This window comes from Synechococcus sp. A10-1-5-9 (genome assembly GCF_047716785.1).
In the GTDB taxonomy this organism is placed as follows: domain Bacteria; phylum Cyanobacteriota; class Cyanobacteriia; order PCC-6307; family Cyanobiaceae; genus Synechococcus_C.
This window is the reverse complement of sequence record NZ_CP180406.1, coordinates 1,569,678-1,589,205: the sequence shown is the minus strand read 5'-3', so window position 1 is coordinate 1,589,205 and position 19,528 is coordinate 1,569,678. Positions and strand designations below refer to the sequence as shown.

The following is a 19,528-nucleotide window of genomic DNA, read 5'->3' as shown; positions in this document are numbered from 1 at the left end:
CGTTCAGTGCGCGGTCTTCACAGGAATGCCGTTGCTCAGCAGGGCTGTGTTGCTCACCACGACGGTGTCACCCTTCTTCAGTCCTGACTTCAGGGGATAGAGATTGTTCTGCAACTCACCCAGTTGCACCGGTTTCTGCACCACGATCGGAGTGGTGGGGGGAAGTTTCTCGAGCTTTTTCTTCTGCTTGTCTGGAACAGAGGCGGAGGCCTTGATCTTCGGCAGGGCCTGGCTCAAGGGAACCGTGACGTAAACGAAAGGTTGCTGAGCCTGCATGAACACCGCCTGCACAGGCACGGCTAGGGCCTGCTGTTCCCCTACGACAATCTGACTCTTCACGAACTGACCGGTCTTCAGTTGGCCGGTGAGATTGGGGAAGGTGGCCTTCACCATCAGTGCGTTGGGGGAGCTGTTGGAGCCGCTGACGCCGAAATAGGGGGAAATAAAGGACACTTCCCCTTCCCCTTTGACCGGAGGATTGGTCTGGGAGGTCACGTTCACGGTCTGGCCGATTTTGACTTCGCCCGCTCTCGTGGCGGGGATCTGCATCAGGGTCCAGAGGGTGGAGTTGTCCACGATGCCCGTGATCGCTTGACCGGCCTTTACGTAATCGCCCAGCTTGACTGAGTCGAGGTCGCCAACCACGCCATCGATCGGTGAGCGCACAAACTTGTAGCCAAGGGTGGCGGCATCGGCCAGGACCTTGTCGCGGGAGGAGATCGCCTGGGTGACGTACTGATCACGCTGTTTGGCGGAAGAGGCCCCGTTCTTGAAGAGAAACTCGTAGCGCTCGGCGTTGAGCTTGTCGGTGCGCGCTTGGGCCCGGGCAGCGTTCAGAGCTGCACTCTGTTGCACATTGTCGAGCTCGAGGATCGGCTGCCCGGCCTCTACCCGTTCACCGTCTTTGGCCAGCACCTTCACGACACGACCATCGGTTTCAGGTCTTAGCGACACTGTGGTGGTGGATTCCAGCATGCTGATCGCTTCAATGCTCGGCTGGAAGTTGGCTTCGGCGATACGGGCCGTCTTGACCGTCAGGATTTGTCCTGCCTCTGGCTTGGGCGCTCCACAGGCAGCCAGCAACGTTGCAGTGGTGAGGGTCAGCGCCAGTGTTCGCCGCACAGTGTGATGTCCCAGCTGCTCGGAACCTACTGGTTTTTTCTTGGGCCGTCGGTTGTTGTGTTTGTGCTTTGGCAAGCGTTGGTTGATGGGACTTGCTCGTCAGTGATTCGTGATTGATCAGCAGCTGTGAACAGACGTTGTATCCACGCTGACAACAACGTTCTTCACAGCTTTTCCACAGGCCTGTTCGTGCGAATCCTCCGCCAGATGAGGCCTAGGCCTGCCTGACGGGGAAAAGCTTTTTTCCCCTTGACGACGGGCTGGACGACCTCTAGGTGTTGTAACGCAAGACACATTTTATCCGTGATAACCCTGTGGTGCACAGGCTTTGCTGAATCACTAAGGGGCTAAGTCGAAGTTGTTCCGTTTTTTTGACATCGCCGCGGTTGCCATGGCGTGATGGATGGGTTGACAGCGAAAGCCTGAGTTGCGCGAGACCCCTGATGCGATGCCTGTCCACGTGAGTGTGGAAAACCAAATGCCTGAGGATTTGCATCACGCCATGGGGGTGTTCATCGAGGAGCACCCCCAGTGGGATCAGTACCGTTTGGTTCAGGCCGCCATTGCCGGCTTCCTCTTTCAACAGGGTTGCAAGGACCGCGCGGTTGTTCGCCACTACCTGGGAGGTCTGTTCCGGCGTGACGCCAGTTCCCATCGGGTGGAACCCTCCTGCTGAAATGACTCAAAATTCAGATGAAGTTCGTGTCCTTTCTTGCCAAAGTGCCCAACAGCTTGCTGCCGCAAAAGGCAGGGGATACAGCGCAATCATTCCGTAGGGAACGCTTTGATCCACCATCCAGGTTGCGATGAATGGAGCTGTTCCTCCGCAGAGCGCTACCGACATGGACTAGGCGAACGAAAAGACTCTGCAGCGTTGCTCCAGCGGAGCAATGGTCACCCCCAGTAATCCTTGGCTGCCCAGGATCACCATCAGTGCTGCAGAGCTGGACTCAGCAGGGAAGAAGGCATCGCCGAGCGCTTGCGCGAGATGGCCGTCAATGGCGAACTCTTACCACTCGAGCAGGGGGAGAGTCGGTCGGGTCTTCGTTGCTGACACGAGGATGGCGTCGGTGATGACGCGCTGCCACGTTGACACCTGGAAGGAGCAGCCTGAGCCATGACCCAGGTCGATCCATTGTTTCTGTCTTTGATTGGAATCGCCGGGATCGTGGCCCTGGCCTGGTGTTTGTCGCATCGTTGGGTTTGGGGGCAAAGGCTGGGTGTCACCATGCTGGTGCTCCTGCTCGGTGTGGCGGTCCGCAATGGGCTCGGCTGGCAACCGGACGCGCGGGTTTCAGGCTGGGTCAGTGGTCCACTGACGTCGCTGGCCATCGCTGAGCTGTTGCTCGCCATCAGGCTGAAGTCCCTGCTTCAGCGGGCTCGGCCTTTGCTGCTCCTCTTTGGCCTTGCTGTGCTGGCCACCGTGGTGGGTGTTCTAGTGGGTGCGGTCGCGCTGGCGCAACCCCTTGGAGATCAGCGTTCTGAGCTCATGGGCCTGTATGCCGCAACGTTTTCTGGTGGAAGCCTCAACCTTGTCTCGGTGGGGCGCATCTTGTCTCCGCCGGATGCGTTGCTGGCCTTGGCGACAGCTGCTGATCAGATTGTGTTCACGCTCTGGTTCGCGTTGAGCGTTGGGTTCGGCCGCAGTGATCGTCTGAAGCGATCGGTCGGTCGGCCGCCGTCGTTGGCGCTCTCTCCGTCAGCCTCTCCGGCGCAGCCTGCAGGGTGGGTCTGGCCAGCGGCACTGCTCTGGGGTCTGGTCGCCCTCGGGCTGAGTGATCTGTTCAGCAAGGGTCTGGCTGGCATTGGGTTTGCGGCCCCCTCCATCCTTGTGCTCACCACGGTTGCTGTCGTGCTGGCCCAGGGTCCAGGCGCAGAGTCGCGGCGTGCTTGCAGCGAATTTGGTCAGTTTCTGATCCAACCGTTTTTCGCTGTGGTGGGCTTGGGGACGCCACTCGCTGGGGTGTTGACGGAGGGCGTCTGGATTCTTCTTTACGCCGCCATTGTGGTCGGCATGCATGGTGTCCTCGTGCTGGTGTTAGCGCGCTGGCGCGTTCCGCTTGCAGACATGCTTGTGGCTTCCCAGGCTGCGATCGGGGGCCCCAGTACTGCCCTCGCTTTGGCCACGGCCATCCATCGGAATGATCTTGCGGTGGCAGGCGTGGCCCTTGGCCTCCTGGGATATGGACTGGGGACCTACCTCGGGGTGGCAATGGCGGCCTGGGCGGATGGAAGTTTTCTCTAGATCGCCTCGTAGGACACAGGATCTGGAGAAACAACGCTGGGAATGGCTGTTGTGGTGATGGTCAATTGATCATTCTCGAGGTGGGTGATGCGGTGCTGGTTTGTGCCGATCCAGTTCGGATCAGCAGCAACCTCCACGTGATGGACAACGCCTGCAGCCGTGAGGCTGTAGCGCCCTGCGTAGCCATAGGAATGACGAAAGAGATCTGCTTGTTCGGCAACGTGCGCGGCCCCGGCACTGGGGGACCTTGTTGATCGTCCGGCTTTGCACAGCACCGCACTCATGCGCCCATGGGCGGTGTATGTCAGTGAGCGGATGGCTTCAATGCATCGGCGTGCAGGGGTAGGGAGGGCGTCTCTCCGTGTGATCGCGCCTGAACCCAATCGCACGATGCTGTCTGGTGGGAGGTTCATGGCCGCATGGACCCTGTTCTGAAGCTGTAGATGTTCACCGAGGACGGCGGCTGGCCCGAACCCTCGCAGCACGTCGATCCCACAATCGATAGTCCTCGCTGAGTTTTGAGATCCCGAAGGGAGGGTATCGACATCCACGATCTTGCTTCGCCATTGTTTGGATGGTGACGGGGGCTCACACTGCTGAGGAAGTGCATCGCTGTGATGCCCGTTGATGAGGCGATCACGCGGATTGTGAGGTTTTAGCGAAGAACTGCGTTCATGAATGTTTTGCAGCTTAGAGTTTTTCAGCCATGATAATGAATGGGAAAGTAACTGGTTTGCTGCGAAGGAATCAGCGCTGTAAGCGTCTTTTCTTGATTGCTAATCTGCTGTTGATTGGTTGGGGTTTTTGCGCTCCAGCCGTTGCATTGGCAAAGCCTCGTGTTTTAAGGGTTGGCGTGGTTGAGGGGAGCCAGCCTTGTAGTTATCGCGAAGCTGGTGTTTGGAAGGGACTGGCTGTTGAGCTTTGGACGCAAGTTGCGCAACGCGAAAATCTGCATTACAGGCTGTTGCCGATGTCTTCTATTCAGTCGATGTTGGAAGCGACACGCTTGAATGAACTTGATGTCGCTGTTGAATGTATCAATTTAAGTCCTGGTCGGCTTCGTGAATATCAATTTAGTTTGCCTTTCCAGGAGGATGGTCAGGCTGTCATGGTCGCCAATGATCCTTTCAGTTTGAGTCGAGCTTTTCTTGCGGCGATGCTCAGTCCTTCGTTGGTGCGAATGGTCGCTCTTTTGATGCTTTTGTTGTTTGTGATGAGTGCACTGGTTTGGTGGGTTGAGGATTACTCGAGTTTGGTTGAGCCTCGGGGGAAGAGTCCCTTGCATCGCTTTGTCAAAGTCTTTACGATTATTCTTACTGGTGAGGGTGATGCGGAGATTGTTGATACGACGAGAGGTCGCGCTGTATTGATGGCGGCTTATGTTGTTCGGAATATTTCTAGTGCGGTTCTGGTGGGATTTCTCACTGTTGAATTGGTTCAGGAAGCGCAAGGTTTGGCGAGTCGTCGTTTGAACTCTTTTGATGAATTATCAGCGATGCGCGTTGGTTATAAGTCTGGAACTGTCAGCGAGGAATTATTGAAAGAGCTTGGAATGCAGTTGGCTGATTCTTCGCGTCAGTCCCAGTCTTCACGTGTTCCGATTGATTCAATTCGTGATTCCTTGTTTGCTCTCAAAGAGGGTCGCGTGAATGCGGTGCTGGCAGATGAGTTGCAACTTCGTTATCTCCAGTCGCATGGGGATTCTTCCGGAATCATCCCTGTTTTGTCGATGTCTGGCATTCGCCCAGAACTTCAGGGATTTGCCTTGTCCCCCAAGCTTAATCCTGAAACGGTGAAGCGCATCAACCTTTCGATTAGCCAGCTCAAGCGCAACGGTTTGGTCCAGCAGCTTCGCAATGAAGCGCTCGCAGGTCCAGGCTCTGCGAGCAATCGCTCAACGTTTTAGGCTCTTCCACGATTTAGCTCAATAGAAGGCGATCGACAAAATCATGCCAGCTTATGCTTTGCTTGTCGCCCATGAAAACAAATGCTTGTTCTTTTGACGTGAGTGGTGACTGGCCGATGCTCGTCAGGAGTCGGTCGAGTTCGTCGTAGTCGAGACGATCGTTGCCATTGGTATCTACTGGCATTAAGTACAGCAGTAAGCGCTCCTCTTCCTGTCGCAGTCGTTGACGTCGTTGGATGAGTAGATTGAATTCATTGTGGTCGATTCGTCCATCAGCATTGAGATCCATCGAAGCTATCGTTGCCTCTAATTGATCATTCAGGGCTGATGTCCGTCGTGGTTGGGTGCCATTGCTTGCCTCGTTTATTGCCAGTGCATGACGCAGTTCTTCAAGACTAAGATTGCCATCACGATTGCGGTCGAGCTGACTAAAAAGATGTTGAATTTGGTAGTTTCTTTCTGTTCTTGGCTGTTCCAATCCAACGCTTGAGAAAGTGCTTTCGGTTCGTTGTTTCAGGTTTTGGCGGAAAGAGCCCAGCAGCTCGTTCGCCACGAAAAACTGTTTGCGATGTTCTTTAGGGGTGACCACGGCATGCAGGGCAACTGGAATTAAGGCCGGCAGCGCTCGTCCAGCCAGGCGCTGCATCAATCGCTGAGCCAGGATCGACTGCATTTGGATCAAGCAGTTGTGGCTGAGATTCTGCTGTTATCAGTTCCGGTTTTCGGTCACGTGAAGCCCATGCTGCCGATTGCCAGAGAGCTCGTCAGGCGTGGTCATCGTGTGCGCTGGCTGACAGGCGCTGCCTTCCGGGAGCGTGTCGAGGGAACCGGTGCGGACTACTGCGCTTTTCAGGAGGGCTTTGATTACTCACGCCCCGAGCTGGTGCCTGATCACCTGCAGGCTGATCGTGACTGCCTGCATGGCCTGAACAAGTTGCGCTTCGATCTCGCCACTTTTTTCATCGGGCCATGCGAAGGGTATTGCAAGGATTTGCTCCGCCTCCATGAGGAGACTCCCGCTGAACTGCTGGTGTGCGACAGCTTTTTGATGGCCGGTGCCTGGTGGGCGGAAAAGACCGGTCGACCTTGGGTTCAGTTGTGCTGCACGGTGCTGACCTTGCCCAGTCGTGCCTTGGCGCCGTTCGGGCTTGCGCTGCCTCCGGATGATTCTTGGTCGGGTCGGATTCGCAATCGCCTGTTGCAGCGGATCACGCGATCGGTGTTGTTTCGATCGCTTCGCAAGCGCGCCGATCAGGCTCGGCAGGCATTGTCTTTGCCTTCGGTCCGTCCTTGGCTGTTTGATGTTGTGTCGCCTCATCTCGTGCTGAGCGGAACGGTGCGGAGCTTCGAGTACCCCAGGCCCGACTGTCCGCCGCAGGTCCTGTTCGCCGGCCCTTTGCTGGAGAACAGCGATGAAGCATTCACGCCTCCAGCGTGGTGGACTGACCTCGACCACGCCACGGTTGTACATGTCACGCAGGGCACGATCAGCAATGATCCCGCCCAATTGCTGCGCCCCACATTGGACGCACTGGCTGATGAGCCTGTCCTGGTCGTGGCTTGCACGGGGCGGCTTGATGGTGGCCTCGCATCGCTGGGCCCCTTGCCTGCGAATGCCAGGGCGGCCGGCTACATCCCTTATGCCGCCTTGCTGCCCAAAACATCGCTGGTGGTGAGTAACGGCGGGTTTCAGGGTGTGCAGGCCGTGCTGTCCCATGGGATCCCGATGGTTACGGCTGGTGAGAGTGAAGACAAACCCGAGGTTTGTGCGCGTTTGCTGCGAACCGGCGCCTCGATCGATCTGGCGACGGCCAATCCTGAGCCGGCATCCATCCGTGCGGCTGTTCGCCAGGTTCTCGATGACCCATCATTCAGCCTTGCAGCGGCTGCACTAGCCAAGGAGGCTGCAGAGGCTGGAGGGGCCAGTGGAGCCGTGGATGCGATCGGCACGGTTCTGCGCGACTTCACGACGCCACACAGATAATTCACCCCATAGGGTTTGCAGAATTCAAATTGTTCTGATTGATGCCATGTTTCAGCCTCTGGAGAAAGTTATAGAACTTGAGAGAGAGATCTCTGAGATGGTCTAGAGGCTCCGTGAGTTATGCCCACAAGACCCTGTGCCGAAGGCGCACGACACTGTCGAGGGTGTCTCAGTTTCTTCAACATGGGCGTCAAGAGGCTCCCAAATGGATGCAGTTCTTGTCCTGGCAGCAGCATCTCGGTATCGCGTGGGTCATGGGTGGTGACGCTGATTCAGCTCCACTCCAACGGGCCTGTTCCCAACGGGTTCCCGACGGATTCCTAGGGGACTGCTTTTGAAGAGCAGCATGCCCTTCGTATGATTGAGTTATGAGGGCGGCTTTGTCTTCTTGTTTGCTGGCAAGAATAAGTTCAATCAAATGATGACAGGCAAGGCAAGTGTACGGAAAAAGCGTGGCAAGTTCCTGCGGCCTATCTTTCCCCCCAGAAGCTTCTGCTGGTCTCCAAGAGATCGCTCGTTTCCGTGCATTCCAATTGGAGAAGATCTGGTAAAAACCGCCAAAGACATCCAAAAACCTCCATGTTTTTCGCTAACTGATACAAGCCAGATGATTTTTTTAAGCTCATGCCTTACTTGTCGGATTAAAACTTATCGAAGGCTCACTCCTGAGTAGCGATGAATAAGCAGGGGGGAAACAGCTGGCGAAGGACTTACCCGACGAATGGACTAACGGGATGCTCAACACCCTCAATGTGGTCCGTGAAATGGGACTGAAGAAGTCGGACGTTCTCGATTCTCTACCCCGAATACCTCCCTTTAGAAGCACTAGGTCCGATACCTCACCAGGAAGCAATGGGACCGACTGTTGAAGAAGGTGATGGAACTTTTTAAAGGAGGAGCACGAACAGATCTATTAGTCTCGCAATACCAGGACCTTCAATTCTCCAAAGTGAACAACTAGAACCAGAGGAACTGGATTGATGTCTTCGTCTGCTTGAACCCCATGTGGTTCTTTTGTCTTTGGGAAGAAGAACTCCCCCACGAATCAGAGTGGAATGGTTCCAAGACAGAGGTGATCGTCTGCGTACTGGAAATCAGTAAAGGGGATAGGAACAAGCAAGAGATCACTCACTCGAGGGCTGATGCTGTGGAGAACTGGAGGCGGATGAATTAGAGGAGACCCATAGGATTCCTGCTGTTCCTTCACATCAAAAGATTAGGGAAAAAATAAATCAAGAAATTGGTCGATGATTTGAGGACGCAAAGGCGACCCCTGCTAACTCTTCTCTTCCTCTCCCTGCACCCTGAGAAAATTATGGAACTTGAGGAGTTGCTGATCTTTAGATCACTTATGCTGGGGTTACTTTTTTATGTCGGCGGTTCTTTGTCGGCAATTATTCGGGCACATAGGACCAACTTGCCTTCCTCCAGCAAGTAAATATTTTCTCACCTCAGTATTGCTTTAGTTCCGACATACCTGGCCTGCAGGTATGACAGCGACGAGCTCTTGCGACAAGTATGTGTGGGCTGGTCTCGAACATTTAAAGATCGGCAAATGCAGTACAAGTCGAATGCCAAAGAAAATGTCACCCCGGAGCTTCAAGGTGCCACGGCTCCGCTAAAGCGATTGGTAGGAAAAGGTGAATTAAATTTATACCCAAATAAATCTATTTCATATGCAAACCTTCTCTGAACGATAGAGATCATTTCATCGTCATAGAAATCAATGTAGTTAGCCGTTGAAGAAGATGAAGAATTCTTTCTGGGAAGCGATAAATACTCCGGTAAAAGCAAGAGTTTAGAGACGTAATTAAAGTCTTCTTTTAGAAATTCATAATGCCCTAAAAAATCAACATTGATCGTGTTGTTCCCATCAACAAAGAAATCTAATTGAGAGCGCATGGAATGCAGCTTGTTAATCCATTTTTCCCCTGCTTCGCTGAGAACAAGAAAATTTTTGAAGCTTTTAATTGTATCAATTTCCTTCCTGGGGCGTGATTCGTCAAGGTATCGATAGAGCGAATACATGCGAGACCATGGATTTCGAACGAATCCAAACCTAAAATAGCTACTGATTTCTTTAGACGGCTCTTTACCTTTTCCCGAAAAGCGACACTCATGCATGGAGCAAAACTCTTGAAGGGTTTCATGCTTAGTCTTCGCCAAAAGGAAACGATTATCTCCCGGAAGACTCCTAAGAACATGAGTAAGGCTTGATCCTGCAACCTTCGGGACGTGTACAAAAATAAATTTATAATTGTCGTTGATAACCAAAATTCATGACTTTAGCTAAAAATAATTTTATCATTACAGCCTATGGTCAGGTGGGGATATTGGAGTTCGATCTGTAGCTGTAGGGCGCAGGCGGGGGAATCCAAAAACAGAAAATAGGTCACACAGCTCCTGCCGGAGCCCTACGCCAAAAGGTTTAACCCAAATCCCAGAATCAAGCGCAAGCTAAATGCTAAATCTTGGATTTTTCGAATGGTGATAAGAAATACCCCGAAAATTTGATTTCAGGTTTGGATCATATTAAAGCGACACCCAGATTGAGTTGGTGTCAACCGTGACCGACAGATTCAGATGGGCGACCGTCTGACATGACGAGGGTATACAACTTCATACCCGATCAATGATGGTGATTTCTGGCTGACGTCGATTGATTCAATCGACCAGATCTTGCCGTCGTGTCTTGTTTGGGGTCTTCACTGCTCATTAAGACCTAGTTTTCTAATCAAGGGCTAAATCTTGCGTATGTCGATTTAGTTCATCGGGCCTGAAAGTCGCTGCTCTCTATCCCAGTGCCCAGGTAACTAACTTCACGCCGGATGGATCCAAGGATTGAAGTTATTCCCAGACTGTTCTGAGCATTGTGTTGTGGTTCGAGATTATGGTTGCTCTGTTCAGATCTTTGCGTTTTAACTCTTATAAAATTTGAGTAAATCTCGCTCAGATCGACTTCTGCAAAATCAAGAAATTACTCTCCTGTAATCAGTCGTTTAGCTTCATGTTGCTCGTTGGCGAGATCCAAGGTTCTTAGTGCTAGACGATGTAGAGCTTTCGATCAAAAGGTTTCTCCTGCTTCCAGCGAGCGTTCTCTAGGAGTAATGCTTCACCCTGTTCGATTTCTTGCAGCGCTTTGGTGCTCAAGTTCCTTTAGAGCGCGGAAGCGATAATCATCTTCTTGACGGCGGCCACGTAGGCACCAACTGTTGTTGAAGCTCTCGAAGCTATTGCGGGCTTCCAACTCGGCAATGACCTTGCGAGTTGTTCGATGCTTATTGACTTGTTTTAAGTTATTGCCACTACCAGTGCTGGTCGGATGGTGCTCACGATGATGGCCAATGTTGCTGAGTTTGAAACACGTTGGCTCAGCGAGCGCACTAAGGAAGTCTTGGCGGCTGCAAAGGCCAGAGGAGTTTGTCTTGGGGGTTTCGGGAAGGTGCTGCTGAGAAGGCTTCGGAGCTTAAGCAGAAGTCCATTGCTGAGACTGACGGTTTGTGTGGAGTCCTTGAGCCAATGGTGCGTGCTGGTTTGAGTTACGGGGCCATGGCTGATGCGCGCGCAGTTGTCGGCAAGTTCAGCAGTACAGGACGTCGTCCTCTCGCTCCGGCACAGATCGGTCGGATCCTCCAGCGCTTCGGCTTATCGGGAAAGTTTCTGGTCAGTGATCAGGCTTGGGTTGCTGCCTGATGGGGCAACGTAGAGAGGCTGAGTATTGCGACCTCAATGCGATAGCGCCTGAACTCAGCAAGTCTTTGTTGGCCTGGTGGGAGGTGCATGGCCGCAAGGACCCTGCGCTGAAGCCGTGGATGTTCACCAAGGACGTCAGGTGGCCCGAACCGTCGCAGCCCTTGGATCCTTACGGCGTTCTGGTGGCTGAGGTGATGCTGCAGCAGACCCAGCTGCAGGTGGTGCTTCCTTACTGGACTCGCTGGATGGAGCGGTTTCCCCAGCTCGACACTCTGGCCGAGGCGGATGAGCAGGATGTGCTCCTGCGCTGGCAGGGGCTTGGGTACTACTCCCGAGCCCGACGATTGAACGCTGCCGCTGGGATGCTCGTGGCGATGGGAGCAAGCGGTGCTGACCCCAGTGGTTGGCCGCGAGCACTCGACAGCTGGTTGGCCTTGCCGGGGATTGGCCGCAGCACCGCTGGCGGCATCCTCTCGTCGGCTTTCAACACTCCTATGGCGATTCTGGATGGCAATGTGCGGCGTGTGCTGGCTCGGCTGCAAGCCCATTCCATGCCACCGATGCGGGCTCAGGCGCAGTTTTGGCTCTGGAGTGAGGCGTTGATTGCAGCTGCACCTGGCCGCGCCCGTGACTGCAATCAGGCCTTGATGGATCTGGGGGCAACGCTTTGCACGCCCCGCAATCCCAGTTGTGGGATCTGTCCTTGGAGTGACCATTGCGCTGCTTACGCTGCCGGCACCTCTGAGGCTTATCCCGTGACCGACGCTCCCCGTAGCCTTCCGTTCTCCGTGATTGGTGTGGGTGTGGTGCTTAACCAGGCGGGGGAGGTGCTGATTGATCAGCGCCTCAACGAAGGTTTGCTCGGTGGGCTTTGGGAATTCCCTGGGGGGAAACAGGAGCCTGAGGAGGTCATTACGGACACCATTGCCCGAGAGCTGCGGGAGGAGCTGGCCATTGAGGTGGCGGTGGATCAAGAGTTGATCACCGTTGACCACGCCTACAGCCACAAGAAGTTGCGCTTCATCGTGCATCTCTGCCGCTGGGTGTCGGGTGAGCCCCAGCCTCTGGCCAGTCAGCAGGTGCTCTGGGTGAAGCCCGAAGAGCTCGGCAAGTACCCCTTTCCAGCAGCCAATGCCTGCATCATTGAGGCGCTGCATGGGCATTTCAAAGAATTGGCAGCAACATGAGCCATGGCCATCCTGCAGAGATCTGCAGGATGTTTGATGGTGAGCTCGCCTCCTCAGGTTCTTTGCGTTGGAGAGGCCTTGGTGGATCGGCTTGGTCCTCTGGGGGGCGATCCGGACACCGCTGCGCCTAGTGATTGCGACGATCGCCTCGGTGGTGCTCCGGCCAATGTGGCCTGTGCCTTGGCTCGTTTGGGGACGCCTGTGGCCTTCATCGGACGGTTGGGTCGTGATGCGATCGGTGACAGCTTTCTGGAGTTATTGAATGATCGAGGGGTGGATCTGCGCGGTTTGCAGCACGACGATCAGCGGCCGTCACGGGTGGTGCTGGTGCGACGCGACGCCAGTGGTGAAAGGGTGTTTCAAGGATTCGCAGGCGATCGTGGTGCCGGCTTCGCCGACCAGGCTTTGGATCAGGCCGTGTTGGATCCGCACTGGTCGTCTTTGGCGAAAGCAGCCCGCTGGCTGCTGATCGGGACCATTCCACTGGCCAGCGCTGCATCGGCGGCGGCGTTGCGATCGCTTTTGGCTCAGGCGCAGCGGGATGGCGTGCGGGTGGCCCTCGATGTGAACTGGCGACCCACCTTCTGGGACCCTGGCGCCGATCCCGCGGCTGGACCCGATGCCCAGGCCCTCGCTCTGATGCAGCCTCTGGTGCAGCAGGCCGATCTGCTCAAGTTGGCCCGGGAAGAGGCCGAGTGGCTGTTCCACACCAACACGCCGGATCAGATCAGTTCGGCCCTGCCTCGGCACCCGGATGTGGTCGTCACTGATGGTGGTGAACCCGTGCAGTGGTGCATCGCCGGACAGTGCGGCTCGATGTCGGTTCTGGCGCCGCCACAGGTGGTGGACACCACCGGTGCGGGTGATGCGTTCACCGCCGGCCTGCTGCATCAATTGGTGTGCCTGGCGCCGGGGACAGGTCAACCCCATCAGCTGGATAATGCCGCGGTGAAGGAGGTGGTGCGCTACGCCGCCGCCTGCGGTGCTCTGGTTTGTACCGGTGCCGGTGGCATTGATCCCCAGCCGCTGCCGTCCCGGGTGCTGGAGTTTCTGGAGCAGGTGTAGCGACGGCGGTTCTTGGCATTGATCTGGGCACAAGTTCCACGAAAGGGCTGGTGGTGGATGCCACGGCTTACGTAGCACCACTGTTGCCGGGACCTGAGGAGCCAGGCTTGCAGGCCAGACATGTGTTCTATCAGCAGCTTTATCCAGCACTCAATCCGTTGTTCTGCCAGATCAGCAGGATTCAACCGTGATCGCGTGGCTCCCCATGAACTGCAGGGCTTCCTCCCGATTGAACACGCTGCCGGTGGCTGATGTGCTGCGTACACAACTGGCTCCGAGGGCGCTGCCCCAGCGCAGGCAGGTGGGGAGATCATGGCCCTGAAGCAGAGCGGCGATGAAGCCGGCGTCGAAGGCATCTCCGGCGCCGGTGCCTCCCTGGAAATCGGTGGCATACGCACTGGCACGCAGCTTCAGCTGATCATTCAGCAGATGGGCGCCCCGATCTCCTTCGGTGATCACAACGGTTCGTGCGCCGGCGGAGCGGAAGGCTTCGGCTTGCTCCCAGGGATTGCTGAAGCCTGTGAGCAGGGCGGCTTCGTCGTTATTGGGAAGAAACACATCGGTGAAAGGAAGAAACCGTTGCAGGCGCTCCATGGCATTGGCATCGCCCACCTGCACCACATCGAGAAGAATGCGGGTTCCTGCTTCCCTTGCCTGGGCCAGGCGCTGGAGCATGGCTTCGCTTTCGAGGCCATCCAGCATCAGAAATCCGCCGATATAGAGCACGGAGACCGCTTCCAGCAGTCCGTCTGGGATCAATGCGGCGGTCATCGCTTTGTTGGCGCCGGCATAGGAGATGAAGCGCCGGTCCTGATCGGTCACGTTGATCACCGCGGTGGAGGCGGTGGCCTCCTCGTTTGAGCGCACCACACCGCGCGTGTCCACCCCTGCAGCATTCAGGGTTTGAACGATGAAGTCAGCCAGCACGTCGTTGCCGACGCAGCCGCTGATCCCCGTGTTCACGCCCAGCTTGGATAGATCGAAGGCGGTGTTGGCGGCGCAGCCCCCCAGGCTGAGCTCCATGCGTTCTGTTTCCATCAGTTGCCCCTGGTTGGGCAGCGCCGGAACCGGATGACAGACCAAATCAGCACACAGCAGGCCGAGGCAGAGGCAATCCACGTGCGGGGGTGATCACAGCACGGTGGATCCTGACACTTTGTTCACTTGTATCAGCTACTGGGCTGCTGGCACAACGACATGCTGTGCTGCCCTGTTTGAGCGGGATACGCGCCCTCGTTCGCTTCACGCAAGCCAGAAATTTCGGAGACTACGCAAAGTTTCACCTCCACGTTTCTCAGGACGTTTCAACTCATGGTTACGCCATCGCGGACATCAATCCGGCCGATGACATTAACGTGCCTGTGGACGGTTCCTTCAGGCCCGACCATGATCGCTCCTGATTGGACTTGGACGTGCCATACGCATTCACCGTCACCACCCCACGGGGACAAGTTCCCATTGAACTGCTCTGTGGCACGTTGAAGTCCTTGAAGGGAGAAGACTGCAAAGTATTTTCGGTGGTGGGAAATGAACCTTATTTCGTGCCCCACTTTTTGAAGCATTACCGAAAATTAGGGGCCTCACGATTCATATTTTATTTAGATCGTCCAAGTGAGGACCTCTATCAATACGTCATTAATCAGCCAGATGTAACGGCGTTCACCTCAAAAATGTCCTTTGGGACTGTCATGGGCAAATACTCCAATGGAGCGCTTTTCCGTTGGCATCATTTGCTGAATGACATGCTTACCGAAAAGCTTTTTTCTAAAAAATGGACATTATCTGTTGATGTTGATGAGTTTGCAGTGCTCCCTGGTCGGTTTTTAACATTAGACCACTATTGCCACTATCTCGATGGATTGGATGTTGTTCATGTTGGTGCTCCAATGATTGAGTTTTATTCGGAAACTTTAGCTCAATTGGATCATTTGGATTCTAGTGTCGATCCTTTTTCTGCATGTCAATATTTTGACTGTGGTCCTTACTATGAATGGTCTCCTGATCAGCAAAGTCCAAAACCTATCTACGCAGGAATTAGACAAAGACTCTTTGAAAAAGTTCAAAGCCAGTATCCAGAGCATTTTGAGCAAATTGTATCGGCGGGCTATCGCTATCAGCCACCTAAAATGTGGAAAGTGCCTTTGCTGAAGCACGGTCAAGGTGTGAAAAGAATTATGAAACATGAGGCGACCCGTCCTCCCTCCATTCCACAAGGATTGGCTTTAGTGCATTTCAAGTTTTTTCCTGGCTTTATACACAAAGTTGTTGACGCTATTCAGCAGTCTCAATATTATCGTAATTCTATGGAGTACAAATTAATACATTTGGCTCTACAGAAATTTCCTGATTATTGTTTGACGGGTGATCGTCGAACGTGTGTTTATGAAGGGCCTGATACTTTGGTCGAAGCCCGACTGTTAATCAATAATTAGTGGTTGCTTTCTATTGCGACCATATTGTTTGCAGCAATTGCAAATGTGTGTTGAGGCTAGACCTTTCAGCGAGCTTGAATCCCTCTTCGCGCATGTCTTCCGGATATTTATTTCGCAAAATTTTGCTTGCTTCGTCTGGAGTATTGTAAAGAAAGCCAGCACCGCCAATATAGTCCTTCAAGTCTGGTCGAATGTTGCGCATTAGGATTCCAAGTCCGGAAGCTTGCGCTTCCGCAATGGCCATTGGCCAGCCAACATTTTTGAGATAAGGGCATGCTGTATACAAAAGCCAATGATGTTGTTTGTACTCCCTTGCCATCAGCCAGGGCTCGACGCATTTCTTGATGTTAACTTTGTTTCGGATTGAATTATTTTGTTGCTTTAATTCTTCAATATTATATCCTACCGCGTAGAGATTGAAAGTCATTCTCGGATTTTTGTCGGCAATGAGGAAGAATTCTTGCATGTTCTTCTTGGGTGTGGCTGCGCCCACATTCATAATGCTTTGTCCGTTTTCGCCTCTATTGGCAAATCGTTTGACATCGACAACTGGGTAGGAGGTAAATATTTTATGGCTTTTTATCCCGGCGTCCACGAATTTTTTTTTCAGAAATGGGAAGCAAATGATTCCACAGCATCGGTCTGAATTGATGGCATCTTTGTACTGTGAAAGGTAGTCGATGTGCTTCCCGATCACATCAAATGAGTGTGTTCTGACACTGTATTTGCAGCCACACAATAAAGCGGCTTGGTGTGCGAGGTGGGTTAGGTGCAAGTAGTGGCTATGAATGATATGTGGTTTAAGTTTTTGACATATTCGTAATGCTTCTTGTTTGCTTTTCGCATGCTCAAATGGCAGGTGATCTTGGTAGGGAGTGTCGTGACTAGCAAGACTTATGATTTTGACCTCACAATATGGCATGAGAGCTCTGGCTTCGTTCTCTTTGTAGGTTTGAGAGAGCTGTGGATATTCGGTTAATAAAAATACGACAAGTGGCTTCATTGTTGGGTTGCTACGATTAGTGCCTTAGCTCACAATAGCAAGGTAGTTTCTTTTGTGAATTGAGGCAATCTCGGCTAATATTAAAGAATGGCTGTTGACAACATACACATGACGAGCGCTGTGCTTGACTATTAGAGTTAAAAGCAGCTGAGAATTGTTTCTTTAATTATTAATTTATGAATGTCCTTATCGCTCTTCCGCACTACTTCAAAGAAGTTGACCAAGCAACCTATGGATCAGACCGACGGGGCCAGCGCCAAGCACGAAGCATTGCACTGTTCCAATGCTTCAACAGCTTGCTTGCGATGCAAAAGAATGCAGACGACTTGATCTTAAATATAAGTGCCGAGGGGCTACAGAGTGCAGGCTCGTTATCTGAACGTCGTGAAGTCACTCTCGAGATTCATGTGTTTACGGACGGGATCAATATGATCAACTCCGTCCTGAACATATACAAAGAGGGCATCAACGTGCATACATTCGAGCTTGCCAATAGTCGCCACCTACCCCTAAAAGCCCGAGATCATCTCATTGAGAACGGACATGCCTATGACCTCTGCCTGTACATGGAAGATGACCTGATCATTCGCGACAGCGAATTTTTGGATAAGCAAATCTGGTTCATCAAAGAAAGCGAACATAGAGCTGTGCTAATGCCGCACCGCACAGAATGGGTTCCCAATGGAAATGGGCAACGACTACTCGTAGATGGACCATTAAAAAAAGAGTTTATCGAGCGATTTTATACACCGAAATGTAATGCTGCCCAAGGGACATTTAAAGGCCGAGGCGTCATTTTTGATCAATCTGACAATCCACATTCGGGACTCTTTTGTATCAGTGGAGTACAAGCAAAACAATTGGCAACGCTGGAGCAACCTGTGCATGGATTTATTGGTCCACTGGAAACAGCGGCAACGCTGACGGTTTTGCGTCGGTATTTGGTGTTGAAACCAGCTTGGAAGGATCGTGATTTTCTCTGGATCGAGCACGGACATCCGTCCTTTCGAGGCTACTGTTCCAAGTGGTCCAAGCTCGATGATTCGGTTGAGATCAATGAAAATGAAAGGCCCCGACTTTCGCAGTAATGCTGCGAAATCAATGGATCATCGCTGCGAAATAAGTGCGGTGCAAAGGCTGTCAGTATGACGTGAATAGCCTTGGTGGGGAAGCAATAAACTGATGATCTTGATGGCGTAGGTATTGAGTCAATCAATCATGCCTGTGCATAAAAACTCCGTTGCTGTATCCAGGCCTGCCGCTGTCGGCGAAAAATTGATCAATAACTGCAAGATGTGCACTTTGAAGCTGTCTCGGAGGAAGACAATTGATTACTATCAACTGTGCTGTCTTGGGCCGGCGTGCCGGCTTCGGTGCGGATGTTCATCGTTCTGCCGGCAGTACTCACCATGATCGCTGCCTGGATCGTCCGCCCATGAGCATCACCCTGATCTCCGCGCTGATCGCTCTTGCTGTGTATCTCCTTGCATTGCTCTGGCTTGGTGCTCAGAGTCTTGGAGGCCAAACCAACAGCGCCGACTCCTATTTTTTGGCCGATCGCCGTCTGCGTGCTGGTGTGTTGTTTTTTACGCTGATCGCCACGAATTTCAGTGCTTTCTTTTTTCTTGGTTTTGCCGGCGCGGGGTATCGCATCGGGATCGCGTATTACCCAATGATGGCTTTTGGGACAAGTTTCGCGGCTTTGAGCTTTGGCAGTCTTGGCTGTCGGCTCCGCAAACTCAGCGCTCAACATGGCCTGATTACTCCTTCCGAATTGATTGGCCATCTCTTGCCGGGGGAGGGAGTGCGCCTGTTGGTGCTTGTGGTGATGGTGTTGTTCACCCTTCCCTATCTAGCTCTCCAACCACTGGGTGCCGGTTATTTGCTGGAGAGTCTTACTGGAGGCGTCGTGCCTTTCGAAGTGGGAGCCGTGCTGCTGACGGTCGTGATTGTGCTCTATGTCGTGGGCGGCGGAATGCGAGCTGTAGCGCGGACTGATGTGCTTCAAGGCGTCTTGATGTTTTCACTGATGCTCATGGCTTTTGTGGCAATTTCCAACGGTGTGGGTGGAGTTCAAGCTGCAAATCGCACGCTTTTGCAAAAGCTTCCTGATCTGTTTAGCGCTGCTGGACGCAATGATTTTTTGAGGTCCCGCGTGATGGTGAGCTACCTGCTGCTTTGGCCTTTGTGTGTGCCGATGTTTCCGCAGATGCAGATGCGTTTTTTCGCTGCTGGCGATGACCGCTCGCTGAAGCAATCGATGGTGCTTTACCCCGTCGTGGCGGGAGTGTTGTTCATTTGTCCTGTGATGATCGGGATGTGGGGGCATCTTGCTTTTCCTGATCTTGTGGGTCGCGCTTCCGATCAGATCATGCCCTTGATGTTGGGTCGTTACAGCCCGGAGTGGTTGACAGGACTGGTGATGGTGGGCGCCTTGGCTGCGTTTATGTCCACCCTGGACTCGCAGTTGTTGGCACTCTCATCGATGCTCACGCGCGACCTATACAAAAGGTATTGGCGTTCGCAAGCTTCATTGCAGGAGCAGGTGCGTGTCGGCCAGCTTGTGGTGATTGGCCTTGCTGTTGCTGGTCTGGCGATCGCTCTGCGTCCGCCAGAGGCGATTCTGTCGCTGGCAACCCATGCCTTTTCAGGTCTCGCAGTGCTGTTCCCGATGCTTGTGGGTGCTGTTTATGGCTTGCGATGGTCCACCTTCGCTGCCATCGCGTCGGTGATTTCGGGGGAATTGATTCTGTTGGGGCTTGCAACAGGCTTAATTCCTGAATCGATACAAGGAGGTTTCCTTCCTCTAATCCCAGCACTTGTTGTGGCATGCATGATTTTAGGAGTGGATTACATAATCACCCGCTCTGTAAGTTCTGCTGAAATCTGAT

General features: G+C 53.4%; 19 protein-coding genes. 13 read left to right on the top strand and 6 right to left on the bottom strand.

Annotation, left to right across the window (positions count from 1 at the left end):
- Nucleotides 1-3: 3 nt before the first annotated feature.
- Nucleotides 4-1,122, bottom strand: a complete 1,119-nt coding sequence (locus ACLM45_RS08765; RefSeq protein WP_415408828.1) for an efflux RND transporter periplasmic adaptor subunit — start codon at nt 1,120-1,122, stop codon at nt 4-6.
- A 448-nt stretch (nt 1,123-1,570) separates the two neighbouring features.
- Between ACLM45_RS08765 and ACLM45_RS08760 the strand changes: the two genes are divergently transcribed.
- The 3 genes from ACLM45_RS08760 (at nt 1,571) to ACLM45_RS08750 (ending at nt 3,367) form a co-directional block, all read left to right on the top strand.
- Complete coding sequence (locus tag ACLM45_RS08760) at nt 1,571-1,798, top strand: DUF2811 domain-containing protein (protein ID WP_415408827.1); 228 nt, start codon at nt 1,571-1,573, stop codon at nt 1,796-1,798.
- Between the two features lie 234 nt (nt 1,799-2,032).
- A complete protein-coding gene (locus ACLM45_RS08755) occupies nt 2,033-2,176 on the top strand; it encodes a hypothetical protein (protein WP_415408826.1) in 144 nt (47 codons plus the stop codon).
- A 63-nt stretch (nt 2,177-2,239) separates the two neighbouring features.
- Nucleotides 2,240-3,367, top strand: a complete 1,128-nt coding sequence (locus tag ACLM45_RS08750) for a DUF819 family protein (protein WP_415408825.1) — start codon at nt 2,240-2,242, stop codon at nt 3,365-3,367.
- Here ACLM45_RS08750 and ACLM45_RS08745 read toward each other — a convergent pair.
- Nucleotides 3,364-3,780 carry a lipocalin-like domain-containing protein gene (locus ACLM45_RS08745; RefSeq protein WP_415408824.1) on the bottom strand — a complete coding sequence of 139 codons (417 nt, stop codon included), beginning with the start codon at nt 3,778-3,780 and terminating at the stop codon, nt 3,364-3,366. The two genes, ACLM45_RS08750 and ACLM45_RS08745, sit on opposite strands and share 4 nt — an antisense overlap.
- 299 nt (nt 3,781-4,079) lie before the next feature.
- On the opposite strand from ACLM45_RS08745, the gene ACLM45_RS08740 reads away from it, so the two are divergent.
- Nucleotides 4,080-5,273, top strand: coding sequence for a substrate-binding periplasmic protein (locus ACLM45_RS08740; RefSeq protein ID WP_415408823.1), 1,194 nt, complete (start codon nt 4,080-4,082; stop codon nt 5,271-5,273).
- A 13-nt stretch (nt 5,274-5,286) separates the two neighbouring features.
- On the opposite strand, the gene ACLM45_RS08735 is transcribed toward ACLM45_RS08740, so the two are convergent.
- Nucleotides 5,287-5,946 carry an EF-hand domain-containing protein gene (locus tag ACLM45_RS08735; protein ID WP_415408822.1) on the bottom strand — a complete coding sequence of 220 codons (660 nt, stop codon included), beginning with the start codon at nt 5,944-5,946 and terminating at the stop codon, nt 5,287-5,289.
- 15 nt (nt 5,947-5,961) lie between these two features.
- Between ACLM45_RS08735 and ACLM45_RS08730 the strand changes: the two genes are divergently transcribed.
- Nucleotides 5,962-7,257, top strand: a complete 1,296-nt coding sequence (locus ACLM45_RS08730) for a glycosyltransferase (RefSeq protein ID WP_415408821.1) — start codon at nt 5,962-5,964, stop codon at nt 7,255-7,257.
- Nucleotides 7,258-8,856: 1,599 nt separating this feature from the next.
- On the opposite strand, the gene ACLM45_RS08725 is transcribed toward ACLM45_RS08730, so the two are convergent.
- Nucleotides 8,857-9,531 (bottom strand): sulfotransferase family 2 domain-containing protein, encoded by a 675-nt coding sequence (locus ACLM45_RS08725; protein ID WP_415408820.1) that lies wholly within the window; start codon nt 9,529-9,531, stop codon nt 8,857-8,859.
- 1,048 nt (nt 9,532-10,579) lie between these two features.
- Between ACLM45_RS08725 and ACLM45_RS08720 the strand changes: the two genes are divergently transcribed.
- Genes ACLM45_RS08720 through ACLM45_RS08700 form a run of 5 tightly spaced genes read left to right on the top strand, consistent with a single transcriptional unit; the run spans nt 10,580 to nt 13,393 of the window.
- Nucleotides 10,580-10,795: a recombinase family protein gene (locus ACLM45_RS08720; protein ID WP_415408819.1), complete on the top strand. Its 216-nt coding sequence runs from the start codon at nt 10,580-10,582 to the stop codon at nt 10,793-10,795.
- Nucleotides 10,777-10,950 (top strand): hypothetical protein, encoded by a 174-nt coding sequence (locus ACLM45_RS08715; protein WP_415408818.1) that lies wholly within the window; start codon nt 10,777-10,779, stop codon nt 10,948-10,950. The genes ACLM45_RS08720 and ACLM45_RS08715 overlap by 19 nt, the downstream gene beginning before the upstream one ends.
- Complete coding sequence (mutT, locus tag ACLM45_RS08710) at nt 10,950-12,137, top strand: 8-oxo-dGTP diphosphatase MutT (RefSeq protein ID WP_415408817.1); 1,188 nt, start codon at nt 10,950-10,952, stop codon at nt 12,135-12,137. The genes ACLM45_RS08715 and mutT overlap by 1 nt, the downstream gene beginning before the upstream one ends.
- Before the next feature lie 36 nt (nt 12,138-12,173).
- Nucleotides 12,174-13,202 (top strand): carbohydrate kinase family protein, encoded by a 1,029-nt coding sequence (locus ACLM45_RS08705; RefSeq protein WP_415408816.1) that lies wholly within the window; start codon nt 12,174-12,176, stop codon nt 13,200-13,202.
- 53 nt (nt 13,203-13,255) lie between these two features.
- Nucleotides 13,256-13,393 carry a hypothetical protein gene (locus ACLM45_RS08700; protein ID WP_415408815.1) on the top strand — a complete coding sequence of 46 codons (138 nt, stop codon included), beginning with the start codon at nt 13,256-13,258 and terminating at the stop codon, nt 13,391-13,393.
- On the opposite strand, the gene ACLM45_RS08695 is transcribed toward ACLM45_RS08700, so the two are convergent.
- On the bottom strand, nt 13,374-14,321 hold the full coding sequence (locus tag ACLM45_RS08695) for a carbohydrate kinase family protein (RefSeq protein ID WP_415408814.1): 948 nt from the start codon (nt 14,319-14,321) through the stop codon (nt 13,374-13,376). The two genes, ACLM45_RS08700 and ACLM45_RS08695, sit on opposite strands and share 20 nt — an antisense overlap.
- A gap of 293 nt (nt 14,322-14,614) precedes the next feature.
- On the opposite strand from ACLM45_RS08695, the gene ACLM45_RS08690 reads away from it, so the two are divergent.
- On the top strand, nt 14,615-15,634 hold the full coding sequence (locus ACLM45_RS08690) for a glycosyltransferase family 2 protein (protein WP_415411392.1): 1,020 nt from the start codon (nt 14,615-14,617) through the stop codon (nt 15,632-15,634).
- A 10-nt stretch (nt 15,635-15,644) separates the two neighbouring features.
- Here ACLM45_RS08690 and ACLM45_RS08685 read toward each other — a convergent pair whose 3' ends face one another.
- Complete coding sequence (locus ACLM45_RS08685; protein WP_415408813.1) at nt 15,645-16,637, bottom strand: hypothetical protein; 993 nt, start codon at nt 16,635-16,637, stop codon at nt 15,645-15,647.
- A gap of 176 nt (nt 16,638-16,813) precedes the next feature.
- Here ACLM45_RS08685 and ACLM45_RS08680 point away from each other — a divergent pair, with 176 nt between their 5' ends.
- Nucleotides 16,814-17,725, top strand: a complete 912-nt coding sequence (locus tag ACLM45_RS08680; protein ID WP_415408812.1) for a hypothetical protein — start codon at nt 16,814-16,816, stop codon at nt 17,723-17,725.
- Nucleotides 17,726-18,072: 347 nt separating this feature from the next.
- Nucleotides 18,073-19,527, top strand: a complete 1,455-nt coding sequence (locus ACLM45_RS08675) for a sodium:solute symporter family transporter (protein ID WP_415408811.1) — start codon at nt 18,073-18,075, stop codon at nt 19,525-19,527.
- Nucleotide 19,528: the final 1 nt, after the last annotated feature.

Bases quoted from the DNA above. Each gene is read 5' to 3' on its own strand.
- ACLM45_RS08675 (WP_415408811.1), top strand. From the start codon at position 18,073: ATGAGCATCACCCTGATCTCCGCGCTGATCGCTCTTGCTGTGTATCTC.
- ACLM45_RS08720 (WP_415408819.1), top strand. From the start codon at position 10,580: ATGGTGCTCACGATGATGGCCAATGTTGCTGAGTTTGAAACACGTTGG.
- ACLM45_RS08680 (WP_415408812.1), top strand. From the start codon at position 16,814: ATGAATGTCCTTATCGCTCTTCCGCACTACTTCAAAGAAGTTGACCAA.
- ACLM45_RS08750 (WP_415408825.1), top strand. From the start codon at position 2,240: ATGACCCAGGTCGATCCATTGTTTCTGTCTTTGATTGGAATCGCCGGG.
- ACLM45_RS08740 (WP_415408823.1), top strand. From the start codon at position 4,080: ATGAATGGGAAAGTAACTGGTTTGCTGCGAAGGAATCAGCGCTGTAAG.
- ACLM45_RS08685 (WP_415408813.1), bottom strand. From the start codon at position 16,637: ATGAAGCCACTTGTCGTATTTTTATTAACCGAATATCCACAGCTCTCT.
- ACLM45_RS08745 (WP_415408824.1), bottom strand. From the start codon at position 3,780: ATGAACCTCCCACCAGACAGCATCGTGCGATTGGGTTCAGGCGCGATC.
- mutT (WP_415408817.1), top strand. From the start codon at position 10,950: ATGGGGCAACGTAGAGAGGCTGAGTATTGCGACCTCAATGCGATAGCG.
- ACLM45_RS08735 (WP_415408822.1), bottom strand. From the start codon at position 5,946: ATGCAGTCGATCCTGGCTCAGCGATTGATGCAGCGCCTGGCTGGACGA.
- ACLM45_RS08760 (WP_415408827.1), top strand. From the start codon at position 1,571: ATGCCTGTCCACGTGAGTGTGGAAAACCAAATGCCTGAGGATTTGCAT.
- ACLM45_RS08705 (WP_415408816.1), top strand. From the start codon at position 12,174: ATGGTGAGCTCGCCTCCTCAGGTTCTTTGCGTTGGAGAGGCCTTGGTG.
- ACLM45_RS08715 (WP_415408818.1), top strand. From the start codon at position 10,777: ATGGTGCGTGCTGGTTTGAGTTACGGGGCCATGGCTGATGCGCGCGCA.